Here is an 18,360-nt window from a genome sequence, read left to right on the forward strand (position 1 = left end):
AACATCCCAGTTTAAAGTTGAATTACCGCGTCAGTGCCTAGCCCAGGGCCGTAGACAATGGCATTGAGCAGTAACCGTGCGGTGCCTTTAGTGGCGCCACGGAAGTTAGGCATATTGGCAAACATGATCACTTGGCCATTGCCCTTTTTCTCACGCGTAAGATAGGCAGCATTACTCATTCGCTGCGCCGCTTCAGGCCACAACAAGCCACTCATACGCACGTACAGGTCTTGCCCTTGCGGTATGGTCGCCCAGCCAATCATGCGCTGCTCGGCCTTACTATTTTCTTGCAGCACACCGTAGCGTACTACCGCATCAACACCTTGCTTGGCCATAAACAAAGGCACATCACCAGCCAATACCGGCAGCTGCTGATTAACCCCATAGCTGAGCCAATGTTTTTGATCTGTGCGCCCAGCGACTATCGCCCCTGAAGGCATAAATGCAGCACTCCAATCATGCCAGCGCTCAAGCTGCTCCTTGTTCAAAGGCTTCACATCGTCGCTTTTATCCCAAGGAAAACTTAATTGTGCAGAAACCTTGTGAGCATTAATCAAATCAGCATTGGCGATACGCTGTTGCTTGGCTTGCCACTCGCGCATCAGCGCCAGGTCATACTCATCGGCCTTATCAAAACTCTGCTTCAACAGCGCCACTTTCGAGAAGTCTTCTGCTGTGGCTAATTGCGCAGCCGAGTTGCCATTAACGATTAAGGTGCCGCCCTGCGCGACCCATTTGTCCAACGCGCTAATGTGGCTTTTCGATAACTCACCATACCAACGACTAGGGACAATGATGACATTGTAGCCACGAAGATCGCTGTAAGAGAGCATCTCTTGGCTTAAATGGCTATGACGAATACCAAGCTCGGTATCAAGCATATGCCACATCGAGCCAATATCACCCGGAGCAATGCCATTTTGGCTAATAAAGGCTATTTTGGGTGCTTTCAATAACTTAAAGTTTTCGCCGCCAATATCGGGTAAGTCTCCTTTACCCAAACCTTGGTCTATAGCGATGGCAGATACGCCGACGTCCTTTGCCACCTTATCCAATAAGGCGCTCAGCTCGCCGCTCTCTAGGGTGTTATCATAATTATTGACCACCACTGAGCCTCGGTTGAAGTGGGTGTCATTAAACACGCCTGGCTTAGCCAATACGCGCACTTTTACGCCCTGCTCAAGTAAGCGCGCGGCAAACGCCACAGAAGCATCGCTGGCACCATCAACAACATAAGCAATGGCATTATCACGAGGTTGCACACCGGCTTCGCTGGGGCGCTGATAGGTGGTGAGACCATCATCAAGGTGCTCAGGTACTTCCAATGCCGGCAGACCAAACATCATCGATACATTCCACGCGGTGGTGTCATACATAATTGAGCTGCCATCACGCAGGGTCTTTTGTCGCTCCTCCAATAGCACCGCATCATTTAACTCTGCGTCAAACTCCATGATGGTTGCCAGTAACGGCGCATCATACTGGCGATTGGGGATGACAATAGCGCCCTTAGGGATGGTCGCATCACGCACCTGCCCGAGGTGGTTTTTGGCCTTGCGTACCTTCAGCTCTTCAGTGGTTGCATAATAATCGATGCCTTGCAAATCAAGGATATCCAACAGCTTGTGCAAGCGTGCGGTGTTATCGGTCGGAAGAATAACAAAGCTGCGCTCACCATATTTTCCGTCGGGGTCAATATGCGCTAAGCGATTACTGACAAAATCACGATACATGGCTTTGCTGTGCTGTTGCAGGGTCTTAAGGTTAGCCAAAGAGCTAATATATTGATGGTCAACAGACTCTTTGTAACTGCGCACATTGCCATTTTTTAAGCGCACGCCATCTTCTGCGGTACGTGCTTGCTCATAAAGAATATGTACCGACCCTTTGTATTCGGCATAGTTAGAATAACCCGGGTAGAGGTTTTCAAACCACTCGCCGGTGTAATAAGGCCAGTTTTTATCGTCAAAAGCGCTGGCGTGGTCGCCGGCGAATACCTTGCTCCATTTACGCGTACTGGTGGGAATATTCACGTTCAGCGGCTCACGCGGCGGGCCCATTAAAAAGGTGTCTAAGGCACCCATTTCATGGCCATCGATCATCAGTTGCGGAAACCATTCATTGATGGCTTGTATACGGCCCTTTGATTCTGGATTTACGGCAAAGTAAAAGTCGCGATTGAGGTCGAAGTAATAATGGTTAGTCCGCCCAAATGGCCATGAACCGCTGTGCAGCAGTGATTGCGTGTCAAAGTTAGGCGCGGCACTGCGGCTTTCTTGCAGGCGTTTAGTAAATCGGGCGCGACCATCGGGGTTCATTAATGGGTCGACCAGTATCACCAAATCGTCTAGGAGCGATTCTATCTCTGAGTCTTGTGAGGCAAGTAATTGGTAAATAAGTGCTAAAGATGCATCGGCACCGGAAGATTCATTGCCATGGATACTGTAGGCCATCCATGCCGTTCCTGGGGTCGAATCAATGAGCTTATCTATTTGTGATGATGAAAGCGCGTCCGGTTCGCTAAGTTTACTAATATTCGCTTTAATTTCATCAATATTAGCCAGATTCTTTGCTGAGCTAATCATTAAATAATGCAACGGACGCCCTTCATAACTGCGGGCGTACTCAACGACTTTTGCTTTATCACTTTGCTCAGCCCACTTATTTACCAGCTCAGTAATTTGCGCTGGGGTGGCGGTGCGCTGACCCACGTCAAAGCCAAGCACTTCGTTGGCTGGGGTGATATTTGCCGCATATTGCCCTTGGTGTAACGCGGGATAGTCGCCACCGGGCACCAACGTGGGTTGCATTAGCACAGTGGCATGGGCACTGACCGCAAACACTGCACAGCCCCATGCAACACTTGCTAATATCCTGTTTAGCTTCATAAATTTACCTTTTTATTATGGTTTTACGTCGCTTTCACTATAGCAGCTGCAATCTAAGCCGAGCATTATTTGAGCTAAATAGCATTATGCTGCGATAACCATAACGCGAGATAGCGCAACAGCAATTGCAGCAAACATTGGCATGATGTTTCTGTGCCACGTTATAATAAGGACTATAACACCATTGGTTTTTGTTACCCACCTAAGCGTGACAAAGGGCAATGAACCTTTGCTAAACGCGTAATTGGGGAAGCACAATCAATTTAACCAGCACTAAACTCAACCGCCTCGGTGTCGACACACCCCTGTTTTTACTCAGCGCCGGATTCATCATCTGCTTTTGCCTTTTTGCCCTGTTCGACCTCAAGACCCTATCGCAGTGGGTTGATGCCAGCTTTGCTTGGTCGGCTAAGTATTTTGGCTTGTACTGGCAGTTGTTGTTATTAGCCACCTTTATCATTGCCATCGCCACTGCCCTGTTGCCCGCAGCCAAACAGCGTATTGGCAACTTAGCGGCCCCGGAATTTTCGTTATTCCAATGGGGAGCCATGATTATGTGTACCCTGCTCGCGGGCGGTGGTGTATTTTGGGCTGCTGGAGAGCCCATGGCTCACTTCTTATCCATGCCGCCCCAATTTAACCACGTCGCGGCAGCAACCCCAGAGGCGGTGCCCTACGCTTTGGCCCAGTCATACTTGCATTGGGGCTTTCTTGCTTGGGCCATACTCGGCAGTTTAACCACCATTATGTTAATGCATTATCACTATGATAAAGGCTTGCCTTTAGCACCACGTACTTTGCTCTACCCGGTATTTAAAGAAAAAGCCCTGAGTGGGCCCATTGCCGTTATCGCCGATGCCGTGTGCATTGTGGCTGTGGTGGCCGGTACCGTGGGGCCAATCGGCTTTTTAGGCTTACAGGTAAGCTATGGCTTGAATGCGTTATTTGCCATTCCCGATACCACACTCACCCAAGTAAGCGTGATTGGCGTGCTCACTTTTATTTTCGTGATGTCGGCAGTCTCAGGGGTTACCAAAGGCATTCAGATACTCAGTCGTTTGAACATGTTACTTGCGCTGGTGTTACTGGCATTTATATTGGTTGCGGGAGCCACCTCGTTTATTTTTACCAGCTTTTTTAGCGGCCTTATCACCCATTTAAGCCACTTTTTTGATATGGCCTTATACCGGGGCGAGGCAGGATTATTTAATGATGCTGGCTGGCTTGGTTGGTGGACAGTGTTCTTTTGGGGCTGGTTTTTAGGATACGGCCCGATGATGGCCATTTTTATCGCCCGCATTAGTCGTGGCCGCTCTATTCGCGCCATTATTATCATGCTGTGTATCGTGGCTCCGCTTATTACCATGTTCTGGTTTACCATCGTCGGTGGCACCGGGTTAAGCCTCGAACTAGAACAAGCCGATACTATTTCCAAAGCGTTTGCTGGTTTTAACCTTCCCGCAGCATTAATTGCCATCACTCAGGCCTTGCCGCTAGGCGGGTTAGTGTCTTTACTGTTTTTAATTCTAACCCTGACCTTTGTCGCCACCACGGGGGATTCGATGACCTATGTATTATCGGTTTCGACCTCACGTTCTGAGCACCCCGCCGTGCCCATTCGGGTATTTTGGGGGATAGCCATGGGCTTGATGGGCAGTATTTTAATCATCATAGGCTCTGGCGGTATCGACAAACTGCAAGCGTTTATAGTGGTCACCGCCGTGCCAGTCTCTATTATCTTACTGCCCTCGCTATGGGATGCGCCGCGCATTGTATTTGCTCGGGCAAAAAATCCGCCACTCCATACGTGAGCTGCTCGCAAAAGCTTCAGTTTAGCGACAGAATTACAACTAATCTCGTTAACTTAGCTCAGGTTACTTACCGAGATTAGTTGAAGTTGCTAAGTTATTTAATTTATATAAATTATCACCCAAAAGAATAATCGTGTTATGAACGAGCAAGTTACCTTCGACCACAAAACAAGCATTAGATGATGCGCCACGCAATCAGTACACCACTGAGTTGCATCTGCAAATGATCAAATACGCAGATAGCTTAAAAAGCATCACTGCTAAAGAGTTTTGTGAAGGCGTTGGCCTAGAGCCCGGCTTTGATAATGAATTTTCTAAAATGCGTAACCTCACTCACCGTTTAAAAGCCGCAGGCTTAAACACTGACTTGCTCTAACCGCTCAGGCACAAGGAATTAAAGGAACACACATGGCAATTAAAAAGACAGAGCTTTATTCATCACTATGGGCAAGCTGTGACGAACTACGTGGCGGGATGGATGCCAGCCAATATAAAGATTACGTGCTAACAATGCTATTCATGAAGTACGTCAGCGATAAATACAAAGGCGACCCATACGGCATGATAGTTGTGCCAGAAGGCGCAAGCTACGACGATATGATAGCCGCCAAAAACGACAAAGAAATTGGCGATAGAATCAATAAAATCATCGCAGCTCTAGCCGAAGAAAACGACCTTAAAGGCATAATAGACGTTGCCGACTTCAACGATGAAGACAAGCTCGGTAAAGGCAAAGACATGGTAGATCGCCTAACCAAGCTAATCGGCATTTTCCAAGGCTTAGACTTATCAGCAAATCGTGCTGGCGGTGATGACTTATTAGGTGACGCATACGAATATCTAATGCGCCACTTTGCTACTGAATCAGGTAAATCTAAAGGCCAGTTCTATACACCATCGGAAGTGTCTCAAATCCTCGCCAAAGTGGTCGGCATTAAAGAAGACACACCGCAGGATGCGACTGTGTATGACCCTACTTGCGGCTCAGGTTCATTGTTATTAAAAGCCAGCGATCAAGCGGAGCGTGGTTTAACCCTATACGGACAAGAGATGGATAACGCCACAAGCGCACTTGCCCGTATGAACATGATCTTACATAACAACACCACCGCTAAGATCTGGAAAGGTAATACACTTTCAGATCCGCAATGGAAAGATGCTCCTAACCAATTAAAAACCTTTGATTTTGCGGTTGCCAACCCGCCATTTTCGAATAAGAACTGGACAAGTGGCTTAACGCCAGAAAACGATTTATATAACCGTTTTACTTGGGGCATTCCGCCAGAAAAAAACGGTGACTACACCTTCTTACTACACATTATCAAAAGCTTAAAAAGCACAGGTAAAGGCGCAGTGATCTTACCGCACGGTGTATTATTTCGTGGTCATGCTGAAGCCACCATTCGTGAAAATCTCATCAAACAAGGTTACATCAAAGGCATTATTGGTTTACCTGCTAACTTGTTTTACGGTACGGGTATTCCTGCCTGTATTATCGTGATAGATAAAGAACACGCGCAACAGGCGGTTACTAATTTTAATGAAGGCGATACTGAGTTACCAACCGTATCAGGTCGCCCAATTTTTATGATTGATGCCAGCAAAGGCTTTATTAAAGATGGCAATAAAAACCGCCTGCGCAGCCAAGACATTCATAAAATTGTTGATGTGTTTAACAAAGGTTTAGAACTTGAGCGTTACAGCCGCTTAGTTCAAATTGATGAAATTGCCGCTAACGACTACAACCTAAACATCCCGCGTTATATCGACTCATCAGAGCCAGAAGATTTACACGATTTAAGCGCTCACCTGCAAGGTGGCATTCCAAACCGTGACATTGATGCGCTTGAGCATTACTGGCAGGTGTTCCCTAGCATCCGTGCCACCCTTTTTAAGCCAGAACGCGATGGTTACAGCCACGCACTGGTTGAAGCAAGCCTAGTTAAAAGCACCATTTTGGCTCACCAAGAATTTAAAGATTTTGCCGCTCGTAGCCTATTACCATTTAAACAATGGATACCAGAAGCAAAACTTAAAGAGATTAAAGTAGGCGATAACCCGAAAAACTTTATCTTTAACATTTCAGAAAATTTATTAAACAGCTATGCCAATAGTGACTTATTAAGCAAATACGATATTTACCAAATCCTAATGGATTACTGGGCCGAAACCATGCAGGACGATGTGTATGTATTGGTACAGGACGATTGGCAAGCAGGTAATACCCTTCGTGAACTTATTGCTAAAAAAGGTGAAAAGCTTAAAGAAACACCAGATTTAATCATCAATAAGAAAAAATACAAAGCCGAGATTATCCCACCTAGCTTAATCGTTGCCCGGTACTTTGCTGACGAACAAGCGCAAGTTGATGCCCTGCAAGCCAAGCAAGATGAAGCCACTCAAGCACTGGAAAGCTACCTTGAAGAACATGGCGGTGAGGATGGCTTATTGGTTGAAGCCATCAACGATAAAGACAAAATAACCAAAGCCAGTGTTGCTGCCAGAACTAAGCTAGCAACAGATGCTGATGAACTTAAAGCGCTGAAACAAACAACCAAACTGTTTAATGCTGAAGCGGCTGCGAAAAAAGCAGTGAAAGAAGCGATCGATGCCCTCGATTTATCGGTATTCAACCAATATCCAAAACTTGATGTTAGTGAAATAAAAACGCTGATTGTCGATGACAAATGGCTAGCCACTTTACAAGCCAATATCGTTGCTGAAATTGAACGTGTTACCCAACAAATGGCAAACCGTGTTAAACAACTGGAAGAGCGTTACAGCACGCCATTGCCAACTCTTACTAAATCAGTTGATGACCTTAGCGATAAAGTGGCAGGTCACTTAAAAGCGATGGACTTGGAGTGGTCACTATGAGTGCAATAAATTCTGTACCTGATGGGTTTAAACAATCCGATGTTGGAATAATCCCTAAAACATGGGATGTAAAACAATTTGGTGAATGCTTTAACATCATTGCTGGCTTAGGGTTTGCTAAATCTGAATATACTCAGAGTGGCTTAAACTTGTTAAGAATTGATAATGTTTCTTACGGAAAGGTTATATGGGATTCTATTGCTTATTTACCTGATAATTATGTAAATAAGTATCCTCACTTAATTCTTGAAGCTGGTGATCTTTTATTAGCGTTAAATAGACCAATTACTAATGGGAAACTAAAATTAGCAAAATCAACTCCGCACGATCTTCCTAGTATTTTGTATCAACGTGTAGGCAAAATTTCGACATCAGATAAAAACATAGATCTTAACTTTGCATTTTATTTGCTAACTAAATTTATAAAATTATTTGTAGAAGAAAGTGCTGTTGGAACAGATCAACCATTTATAAGCACAACAAAACTAAAAAAATGTGATTTACCAATTCCACCAAAGAATGAACAAACCACCATTGCCAATGCCTTATCCGATGTTGATGCGCTATTAACGGAATTGGAAAAGCTGATCGCGAAAAAACAAGCGATTAAAACCGCCACTATGCAGCAACTGCTGACAGGCAAGACCCGTTTACCCCAGTTCTCCACTTACACCGAAGGCGAAAAGCAAGGCCAGCCAAAAGGCACAAAACCCAGTGAACTAGGTGAAATCCCTGAGGATTGGAAGGTCCAAACTGTTGATGAGCAATTGAAACTCCTTACAGATTTTGAAGCAAACGGGAGCTTCGAATCTGTAGCTCAAAATGTTTCGATTAAAGACAATGACGGTTACGCTTGGTATGTTCGAGCAACAGATCTCGAAAACTCTTCTAGTTTAAGCAAAGTAAAATATGTTGATGCTAAGTCATACTCATTTCTCAAGAAAACATCGCTATATGGAGATGAGCTTCTAATTACAAAAAGAGGCGAAATTGGGAAAGTTTACTTTTTTGAAATGAAAACTGAGCACGCTACACTTGCTCCAAATATGTATTTACTTAAGCTTAATGAGAACGTATGCGGTAAATTCCTATATTATTTCTTTAAATCAGACATTGGACAAAAGCTATTAAAGAAGAATAACGCAAGTACCTCACTTGGCGCTTTATATAAAGATGACGTAAAGAGTATGCTTATCGCCTTGCCATCTGAGCTAGAAGAACAAACCGCTATATCTACCATCCTTTCGGATATGGATAACGAAATCCAAACCCTTGAACAGCGCTTGGCGAAAACCCGCCAAATCAAACAAGGTATGATGCAAGAGCTACTTACAGGCCGCACAAGGTTACCATTTAAAAAGCTTGAGACTGAACAGGATGGAGGTAGCTGATGCCGACAGAACAAAGCCTTGCCCAGCTACGCGCTCTGTTAAAAGAGTTGTGCCATCTGCCCGATGAAACCGAGTGGGTGGAGTTCAAACACAATGTCGATGTGGTAAAAATTGGCGAATATATCTCAGCGCTCGCCAACTCTGCGGCCCTGCTGGGTAAGCAAAGCGCTTATCTGGTTTATGGCGTTGACGATAAAACCCACGAGGTGATTGGCACAAGTTTTAAGCCCTCAAGCCAAAAATACAAAGGGCAGGAACTGGAAAGCTGGTTGCTGCAAAAAACAGCGCCCAAGATTCATTTTCAATTTTATGAATTTACCCACTCAAATGATCAGTGCGTAGTCATTTTAGAAATTCAGGCTGCCGCACACACGCCTGTGCAGTTCGATGGGACAGAGTTTATCCGCGTCGGTTCTTACAAGAAAAAGCTCCGGGACTTCCCCGAAAAGGAGCGAGCGCTGTGGCGTGTATTCGACCATACGCCCTTTGAACAGCAGCTGGCGGCCGAAAACTGCAGCAGCGAAAAGGTGCTGAAACTCATCGACTATCCCGCCTATTTTGATTTGGTGGGATTGCCCCTGCCGGAGGGGCGTCAGGGCATTTTAAGTGCGCTCGAAGCCGATCAACTGATCACCGCCACGCAGTCGGGCAACTGGCATATTACTAACCTGGGCGCGATACTGTTCGCCAAAAAACTGCAGGATTTTCAGCATCTGGCCCGCAAAGCGGTTCGCCTTGTGCAATACAAGGACAACAGTCGGGTCGAAACCGTGCGCGAGATAATTGGCAACAAGGGCTATGCCGTAGGTTTTGAGGGGCTGATTGATTACCTGAAAACCTTGTTGCCTTCAAATGAAGAAATAGGTAAGGCCTTTCGCAAGGAGGTGCCCATGTATCCAGAGCTTGCCATACGTGAGTTGATTGCTAATGCCATTATTCACCAGGACTTTGCGTTAACTGGCACTGGGCCTATGGTTGAGTTGTTTGAGTCTCGCATGGAAATCACCAACCCGGGCGTTCCGTTGGTAGATACAGATCGCTTTTTAGACTCCCCGCCTCGCAGTAGAAACGAAGCCTTGGCTTCTTTTATGCGGCGCATCAATATTTGTGAAGAGCGGGGAACGGGAATTGACAAGGTTATTTTTCAAACCGAGCTTTATCAGCTGCCCGCTCCTCTTTTTGAAGTAACGGATCAACACACTCGCTCGGTATTGTTCGGTCACAAAGAATTTGCCGATATGGATAAGGAAGATCGTATTCGTGCCTGCTACCAACACTGCTGCTTAAAGCATGTTAATCGCGAGCACATGAATAATAAGTCGCTGCGCGAACGCTTTGCTATCGAAGAAAAGAACAGCGCTATGGTCAGCAGAATTATTAAAGACACAATAAAAGCCAAACTGATTAAACCTTATGATCCGGATGCTGGAACCAAGGCAATGAGGTATGTCCCTCATTGGTACTAATTTGCTTGACCGTTGCTTGACTGAGTCAAAAAAAACATGAGTGCGACATGGGTGATATATTGGTAACACATTGTAAAAACGGTATATTTTATCTTTGCTGTTTGCTTGATTCGTAATGAAATAAGGATATTAAATGAGTAATGTCGGTCAATTAGAACGAAAAACCCAAAACCGAGTGGTTAAGTTTTTTAAAGAACAACTTGATTACGACTACTTAGGTAATTGGGAATACCGAGAAGGTAACAGCAATATTGAAAAAGACTTGCTGACTAAATGGCTTAAAGGTCGCGGAATTTCTGATGCTCTGATTACCCGTACATTACGCCAACTCGATACTGCCGCAGCCCTTGGCGAAGGTAAAAAGCTCTTTGATGCGAACAAAGATGTTTATCGCCTACTCCGTTATGGCGTAAAAGAAAAAGAAGGTGCTGGTGAACAAAACCAAACCGTGTGGCTGATTGACTGGAAAAACCCAGAAGCTAACGACTTTGCCATTGCTGAAGAAGTCACTGTAAAAGGTGAATTGAAAAAACGCCCTGATATTGTGATTTACGTTAATGGCATTGCACTTGGTGTAATTGAATTAAAACGCTCTTCAGTATCAGTTAGCGAAGGCATTCGCCAAAACTTAGACAATCAAAAGAAAGCCTTTATTCGTAACTTCTTCACCACTATGCAGCTCGTAATGGCGGGTAACGATACTCAAGGTGTCCGCTACGGCACCATTGAAACGTCTGAAAAATACTACCTTGAATGGAAAGAATGCGCAGGTAAAGAAAACCCCAACCCACTACCAGCAGGGGATATAAAAACAGAAAACTTACTCGACACTCATATCGCACAATTGTGCGATAAAAAGCGGTTCCTGCAACTCATTCATGACTTTATTGTGTTTGACGCTGGGGTAAAGAAAACATGCCGACACAACCAATACTTCGGCATCCAAGCAGCACAGAAACACGTTAAAACACACGATGATGGCATTATCTGGCACACACAAGGCTCAGGTAAAAGCTTAACGATGGTTTGGCTTGCTAAGTGGATACGTGAGAATGTAACAGATTCGCGAGTGCTTATTGTTACTGACCGAACCGAATTAGACGAACAAATCGAAAAAGTATTCTCAGGTGTTGATGAAGAGATCTATCGCACAAAAAGCGGACGGGATTTGGTTGCCACGCTTAATCAACCTAACCCTTGGTTATTTTGCTCACTAGTACATAAGTTTGGTCGAAATGGTGAAGCAGCCACCGAAGAAGACGAGACGCAAGCAACAAAAGACTACCTTGAAGCGTTAACCAAAAACTTACCCAGTGACTTTGCGGCAAAAGGTAACTTGTTTGTGTTTGTTGATGAGTGTCATCGAACTCAATCGGGCAAGTTGCACGAAGCGATGAAAGCTATCTTACCTGAAGCCATGTTTATTGGTTTTACGGGTACACCACTGATGAAAAAGGACAAGAAGAAATCCTTAGAAGTCTTTGGCCCTTATATTCACACTTACAAATTTGATGAAGCCGTAAGTGACGGTGTGGTCTTAGATCTTCGATATGAAGCAAGAGATATTGATCAACACTTAACATCTGAGAAAGGCGTTGATACTTGGTTTAATGCTAATACCGAAGGCTTATCTAACCTTGCCAAGATGCAGCTCAAACAAAAATGGGGCACCATGCAAAAAGTGCTCTCTAGTAAGTCTCGACTAGAACGTATTGTGATGGATATATGGCTTGATATGAAAAGAAAGCCTGCACTGATGTCTGGTAGAGGCAACGCCATGTTGGTGTGTGCCAGTGTCCATCAAGCCTGCATGGTTTATGAGATGTTTTCTAAAACAGATCTTGCTGGTAAATGTGCAGTAGTAACCAGTTATCAGCCTGCGGCTAGCACAATAAAAGGCGAAGAATCTGGTGAAGGGTTAACCGAAAAGCTGTTTAAGTATGACACTTATCGCAAGATGTTAGCTGATTACTTTGAGCAAAGTGAAGATGAAGCCGCTAAGCGTGTTGAAGAGTTCGAAAAAGCGGTTAAAAAGCGCTTTATTGAAGAACCGGGGCAAATGCGCCTGCTGATTGTTGTAGATAAGCTGCTCACTGGCTTTGATGCGCCTTCTGCCACTTACCTTTATATCGACAAAAAGATGGCTGATCACAACCTATTTCAGGCCATATGCCGAGTTAACCGATTAGATGGTGAAGATAAAGACTACGGTTACATTATCGACTATAAAGACTTGTTCCGATCACTTGATAAAGCTATTAAAGATTACACAGCAGAAGCGTTTGATGGCTACGATGCTGACGATGTTAAAGGACTTTTAAAAGACCGCTTACAAGAATCTCGTGCTGATTTAGATAATGCGCTGGAAGCAGTAAGAGCGTTATGTGAGCCAGTAAAAGCACCAAGAGACATCAAAGACTTCCAACATTATTTTTGTGGTGAGTCTGGTGTTGAACCTAAAGATGAAAATGAGCGCACAGAAAAAGAAGCACTGCGTTTAACTCTATATCAATCGGTAGCTAAGCTCATCCGCGCTTACACTAACCTTGCCAATGAAATGGAGCAAGCTGGTTACACTTTTGAAGAAGCTGAAAATATTAAAAAGGAAGTCGCGTACTTTGAGAAAGTACGAGATGAGGTAAAGCTTTCCAGTGGCGATCTACTCGAAATGAAGCGGTTTGAGCCTGCGATGCGTCAGTTACTTGATATGTATATTCGAGCTGATGACAGTGAACAGCTTATGGATTTTGAAGAGTTGGGGTTGATTGATCTAGTTGTAAACAATAAGGGCAAAGGCTTAGAAGGTTTACCAGAAGGCTTACGGGACAACGAAGACGCAATGGCAGAAGCTATTGAGAATAACGTAAGAAAAACTATTGTGGATGAAAATCCTGTAAACCCTAAATACTTTGACAGCATGGCAACGTTGCTCGATGAAATTATTAAGCAACGCAGAGAGGAAGCGATTAGTTATCAAGAATATCTTGAACAAATTAAAGCTCTCGCTAAGAAAGTGGTAAGCCCAAGAGAAAACACGACTCAAAACTACCCTGCTTCTGTAGATACGCCAGCCAAACAGGCAATTTACGACAACTTCGGTAACGATGAGGTACTTACAACCAAAATTGATACTGCTGTTCGCTACACTAAAAAAGCCGATTGGCTTGGTGATCGATTTAAAGAACGTGAGATAGCTAACGCAGTGCGAGAAGAAGCGGTAGGTTACGATGTGAACATTGTAGATGTGATGGAGTTGATTAAAGCTCAGAAGGAATACCATTAGTGCGCCATACAAAAAATAATGCTCAAAGCATTGAAGTGGTTCGTATTGGCGATATTGATGTAGAACTAAATCGCAGAGCCATTAAAAACATTCACTTAAGCGTACTGCCGCCAAACGGCAAAGTGCGTTTGTCTATCCCCAAGGATACGAGTGACCAAAAAGTCAGGCTGGCTATCGTTAACAAACTTGCATGGATTAAGAAGCAGCAAGCTGACTTTGCAGGGCAAGAACGCCAATCAATTCGTGAAATGGTGAATGGAGAATGCCATTACCTTTGGGGGAAGAAATACCGTTTAAAGCTTGTTGAGGCAAAAGGTAGATATAGTGTTTCTGCAAAGGGAAATGGCAATTTAGTGTTAGCGGTTGCAGAAAATACGTCAACCGACAATAAACTAAAACTGCTAAACCGTTTCTATCGTGATGAAATGCAACGCGCACTTGAAAAACTCTTGCCCAAATGGGAAAACAAGCTTGGAGTAAACGCAAATTCATTTAACATCAAAAAAATGAAAACCAAATGGGGAAGCTGCAATATTCAAGCTAAGCGCATATGGCTTAACCTCGAACTTGCTAAGAAGCCACCAGAATGTATGGAGTTCATCCTTGCACACGAATTAGTTCATTTACTAGAGCGCCACCATAATGACAGATTCCGCTCTCTCATGGACAAACATATGCCTAACTGGCGTGAACGCAGGGATTTACTTAATAGCTTGCCTCTGGCTTATGAAGACTGGAGTTACTAGGGTCTGTTGATCTTTGCTGTTCTATTTTTGTTCTCTTTGAGCGTGCTTTTATCGCGGCGCTCGATGTGTGGCCTAGTAATCTAAGCGAATATTGAGCAACAATGAGAAAAGTGCGCTCAAAAGAACCGTTCGGCAGCACTTGATTGGCTTTTCTACTGTGTTATCGGCTGGCTCACATAGAATAACTATGCCACGCAGCCTCTGCCTTGTATAAAACCCAATCAAACTGCTGCAAAAACGAACTTGAAAGGTCAACAGACCCTAATAAGAGCCTCAATGAGACAAACTAACCTATAATCTCATTTCTATTAAATTGTCTCTTTACTATTAGACTATCCTCTTTTGAATAGCAGAATACAATCAACACGCCTGGCCGCAGGCCCAGCCGCAGCTCCACGCATATTGGAAATTATAGCCGCCGAGCCAGCCGGTGACGTCGGTCACTTCGCCGATAAAGTAAAGCCCTGGGCTTTGCTTTGCTTCGAAGGTTTTCGAGCTGAGCTCATCGGTGTCCACTCCGCCTAGGGTCACTTCGGCGGTGCGATAACCTTCGGTGCCATTGGGCTTAATCTGCCAGCGGTGAAGGTAGTTGCCTAACTCATTTATCTGGCTGTGGCTTAACTGGTTTACATTACAATCAGCAATGGCATTCGTCTCGTGTAACATCTCCACAAATCGCTTCGGTAAGATGGTGGCCAAGGCATTTTTTAGCGACTTCTGCGGGTTATCTTGACGCTGCTGAGCTAACCATTGCTCAACACACAGATCGGGTAAGAGGTTAATAGTCACCGCTTGGCCGGCACGCCAAAACGAGCTTATTTGTAAAATAGCGGGGCCCGACAAACCGCGATGGGTAAAGAGTATATTTTCTCGAAACTGCGTGTTGCCCTCACTGCTGACTTCACACTCTACACTAATCCCAGAGAGGCCATCAAAGCGGTCTTTATCGTGCTGGTGCAACGTAAAAGGCACTAAGGCCGCCATAGTCGGTAACACCTTTAAGCCGAATTGCTCAGCAATTTTATAGCCTATTGGCGTTGCGCCTAGTTTCGGCATGGTTAGGCCGCCAGATGCCACGACCAGAGATTCACACGCATAGGTTTGCGTACTGGTGGTGACCACATAGCCCTGCTGCGCTTTTTCAACACTGATGACTTCACTGCGCAGCTGCACATGGACGCCCGCCCACTGACATTCAGTCATAAGGATATCGACAATATCTTGCGCACTGTTATCGCAAAATAACTGCCCCAAGGTTTTATGGTGATATGCCAGGCCATGGCGTTCGACTAGATCGACAAAATCATGCTGAGTGTAGCGACTGAGACAGGATTTAACGAAGTGGGGATTATTGCATAAATAGTTATGAGCACTGGCATGCTCGTTGGTAAAGTTGCAACGCCCGCCGCCGCTGATAAGAATCTTACGTCCGGGCTTTTTACCCATGTCGACGACCACCACATTGCGTCCACGATACCCTGCTTGTGCAGCGCACATAAGCCCCGCAGCGCCAGCGCCTATAACCAGTACATCGACTTGTTGCATCACTTAAACTCATACCAACATAAAGCTGCATTATAACAGCTGAATACAACTCAGCGACAGCAACTTTACCCACTTATACGGCTTGATATAACTTTTTGTACCAGTTTTATTTCAAAATATTATTTTAACAATGTTCACAGTATCTTTACGATTGTTCCCTCATTTGATCCAGATCAAATGTAAAAATTCAACAAAAGGGATACCTTATGACAACCACAAAAACCCCTCGCTCATTGAGCGTCAAGAAAACCGTTTTAGCCTTGGCAATTCCAATGGCGCTAAGCACCACTTCAGCCTTAGCAAATGATCTTCAAGAAGTTTCCGTACCAGCCCAAGCAACCATGGCGCAAACACAAGCCAAACTGCAAGGCCAATCGTCCCTAGGTACTCAATTCATCATAAAATACAAAAATGTACCTGAATTCGGTGTTAACAGCCCTGCTACAGCGGCAAATGCCAATCTTCGTGCGCAAAAGTTTGTAAACAACTTTAAGAATAAAGGCTTAGCTCGCGCTCAATACGTGCGTGAAATGGCCATGCAAGACCACCACGTTATTCGTACAGACAAAAAGTTAAGCGCCCAAGAAGCTCAGCAGTTTATGCAAAGCATGGCGTCGAGCGGTGAAATCGAATACATTGAAATTGACCAAATGCTACAACCGTTTGCTACGCCGAGCGATCCGCGCTACAGCGATCAGTGGCATTACTTCGAGCAAACAGCTGGCATTAACTTGCCTAGTGCATGGGATAGCGCAACAGGCGCGGGGGTCACTGTGGCCGTGCTTGATACTGGTTATCGCCCGCATGCCGATTTAGCTGCTAACCTTCTTGCTGGTTATGACATGATCTCCGACACCTTTGTTGCTAACGATGGCGGCGGTCGTGACAATGATGCACGCGATCCAGGTGATGCAATCACCGCCAACGAGTGTGGCTACACTCATGGCGCGCAAGGTTCTAGTTGGCACGGTACACACGTTGCAGGAACAGTTGCAGCCGTTGCCAATAATGGTGAAGGTGTAACGGGTGTTGCTTATGACGCCAACATCGTTCCGGTTCGTGTTCTTGGTAAATGTGGTGGTTTAACGTCTGATATTGCTGATGCAATCGTATGGGCTTCCGGCGGCAGTGTATCGGGTGTGCCTGCAAACGCGAACCCCGCTGATGTTATCAACATGAGCTTAGGTGGTTCAGGCTCTTGTAGCTCAACTACGCAAAATGCGATTAACCAAGCACGCGCAAACGGCACGGCTATTGTAGTGGCTGCAGGTAACGATAACGACAACTCTGCCAACTACAACCCAGGTAACTGTAACGGCGTTATCAACGTCGCTGCGGTAGGTCGTGACGGTGGTCGTGCATACTATTCAAACTACGGCAGCAACATCGACGTAGCAGCCCCTGGTGGTGCACAAAGCTTTGCCAACGACCCTGAAGGGATTCTTTCAACCCTAAACAGCGGTTCAACTTCACCGGGTAGCGACAACTACGCCTACTCTCAAGGTACTTCAATGGCTGCGCCGCATGTTGCTGGTGTTGCTGCCTTGATCAAAGAAGCAAAACCTGCTGCTACGCCAGACGAAATTGAAAATATTCTTAAAGCAACCACCAAGTCTTTTGGTGCAACGTGTAATAACTGCGGTACAGGTATCATCGATGCAGCAGCAGCGGTTGCCGAAGCAGGTGGCACCACGACACCACCACCAAGTGGCGATAATGAGCTTACTCCTGGCCAAGCAGAAACAGGCCTAAGTGGTGCGCAAGGTTCTGAAACCACCTTCACAATGACCGTGCCTTCAGGTGCGTCGAACGTGACCTTCACCACCAGCGGTGGCAGCGGTGACCTCGACATGTATGTGAAAGCAGGTAGCGCCCCAACAACTTCAAGCTATGACTGTCGTCCATACGAAAGTGGTAACAACGAAGTATGTAGCATTGATAACCCAGCAGCAGGCACTTACTACGTGATGCTACGTGGTTATAGCAGCTACAACAATGCCAGCCTACTAGGTGAGCTAACTACCTCAGGTGGCAGCACTGGCGAAGGTGGCGGCGGCAGCGTTACAGATATCTCTGCAAGCTCTGGCCAATGGAAACATTACACCCTAGAAGTCCCTGCAGGTATGAGCACGCTAGACATTGATATGTCGGGTGGCACAGGTGATGGTGACCTTTTCGTGCGCTTTGGCTCACAACCAACAAGCAGCAGCTACGATTGCCGTCCTTATAAATCAGGAAACAATGAAAGCTGTAGTTTCAGTAACCCACAAGCAGGTACTTGGCACATTAGCATTAATGCGTACCAGACCTTCTCTGGCGTTACGCTAAACGCACAGTACAACCCGTAAACAAA

The 18,360-nt window shown here is 45.4% G+C and carries 10 protein-coding genes; 8 read left to right on the plus strand and 2 right to left on the minus strand.

What is annotated here, in order from left to right:
• Positions 1 to 11 precede the first annotated feature (11 nt).
• Positions 12 to 2,888 carry a M14 family metallopeptidase gene (locus W04_RS15140; protein WP_053911451.1) on the minus strand — a complete coding sequence of 959 codons (2,877 nt, stop codon included), beginning with the start codon at positions 2,886 to 2,888 and terminating at the stop codon, positions 12 to 14.
• Between the two features lie 257 nt (positions 2,889 to 3,145).
• Between W04_RS15140 and W04_RS15145 the strand changes: the two genes are divergently transcribed.
• The 7 genes from W04_RS15145 to W04_RS15175 all read left to right on the plus strand — a co-directional run bounded on the left by W04_RS15145 (position 3,146) and on the right by W04_RS15175 (position 14,462).
• On the plus strand, positions 3,146 to 4,699 hold the full coding sequence (locus W04_RS15145; protein WP_053911453.1) for a BCCT family transporter: 1,554 nt from the start codon (positions 3,146 to 3,148) through the stop codon (positions 4,697 to 4,699).
• A gap of 223 nt (positions 4,700 to 4,922) precedes the next feature.
• Complete coding sequence (locus tag W04_RS18990) at positions 4,923 to 5,075, plus strand: hypothetical protein (protein WP_053911455.1); 153 nt, start codon at positions 4,923 to 4,925, stop codon at positions 5,073 to 5,075.
• A 32-nt stretch (positions 5,076 to 5,107) separates the two neighbouring features.
• Positions 5,108 to 7,576 (plus strand): type I restriction-modification system subunit M, encoded by a 2,469-nt coding sequence (locus W04_RS15155; RefSeq protein WP_053911457.1) that lies wholly within the window; start codon positions 5,108 to 5,110, stop codon positions 7,574 to 7,576.
• Positions 7,573 to 8,967: a restriction endonuclease subunit S gene (locus tag W04_RS15160; protein WP_053911459.1), complete on the plus strand. Its 1,395-nt coding sequence runs from the start codon at positions 7,573 to 7,575 to the stop codon at positions 8,965 to 8,967. The genes W04_RS15155 and W04_RS15160 overlap by 4 nt, the downstream gene beginning before the upstream one ends.
• A complete protein-coding gene (locus W04_RS15165; protein WP_053911461.1) occupies positions 8,967 to 10,433 on the plus strand; it encodes an ATP-binding protein in 1,467 nt (488 codons plus the stop codon). Before W04_RS15160 ends, W04_RS15165 begins: the two co-directional genes overlap by 1 nt.
• 133 nt (positions 10,434 to 10,566) lie before the next feature.
• Positions 10,567 to 13,716 (plus strand): type I restriction endonuclease subunit R, encoded by a 3,150-nt coding sequence (locus tag W04_RS15170; RefSeq protein WP_053911463.1) that lies wholly within the window; start codon positions 10,567 to 10,569, stop codon positions 13,714 to 13,716.
• Positions 13,716 to 14,462, plus strand: coding sequence for a M48 family metallopeptidase (locus W04_RS15175; RefSeq protein WP_053911465.1), 747 nt, complete (start codon positions 13,716 to 13,718; stop codon positions 14,460 to 14,462). Before W04_RS15170 ends, W04_RS15175 begins: the two co-directional genes overlap by 1 nt.
• 360 nt (positions 14,463 to 14,822) lie before the next feature.
• Here the strand turns inward: W04_RS15175 and W04_RS15180 are convergent, their stop codons facing one another.
• Complete coding sequence (locus W04_RS15180; RefSeq protein ID WP_053911467.1) at positions 14,823 to 16,007, minus strand: NAD(P)/FAD-dependent oxidoreductase; 1,185 nt, start codon at positions 16,005 to 16,007, stop codon at positions 14,823 to 14,825.
• A 206-nt stretch (positions 16,008 to 16,213) separates the two neighbouring features.
• Here W04_RS15180 and W04_RS15185 point away from each other — a divergent pair, with 206 nt between their 5' ends.
• Positions 16,214 to 18,355 carry a S8 family peptidase gene (locus W04_RS15185; RefSeq protein WP_053911468.1) on the plus strand — a complete coding sequence of 714 codons (2,142 nt, stop codon included), beginning with the start codon at positions 16,214 to 16,216 and terminating at the stop codon, positions 18,353 to 18,355.
• Positions 18,356 to 18,360 lie beyond the last annotated feature (5 nt).

It is taken from the genome of Pseudoalteromonas sp. SW0106-04, from assembly GCF_001293805.1.
GTDB classification, from domain to species: domain Bacteria; phylum Pseudomonadota; class Gammaproteobacteria; order Enterobacterales; family Alteromonadaceae; genus Pseudoalteromonas; species Pseudoalteromonas ruthenica.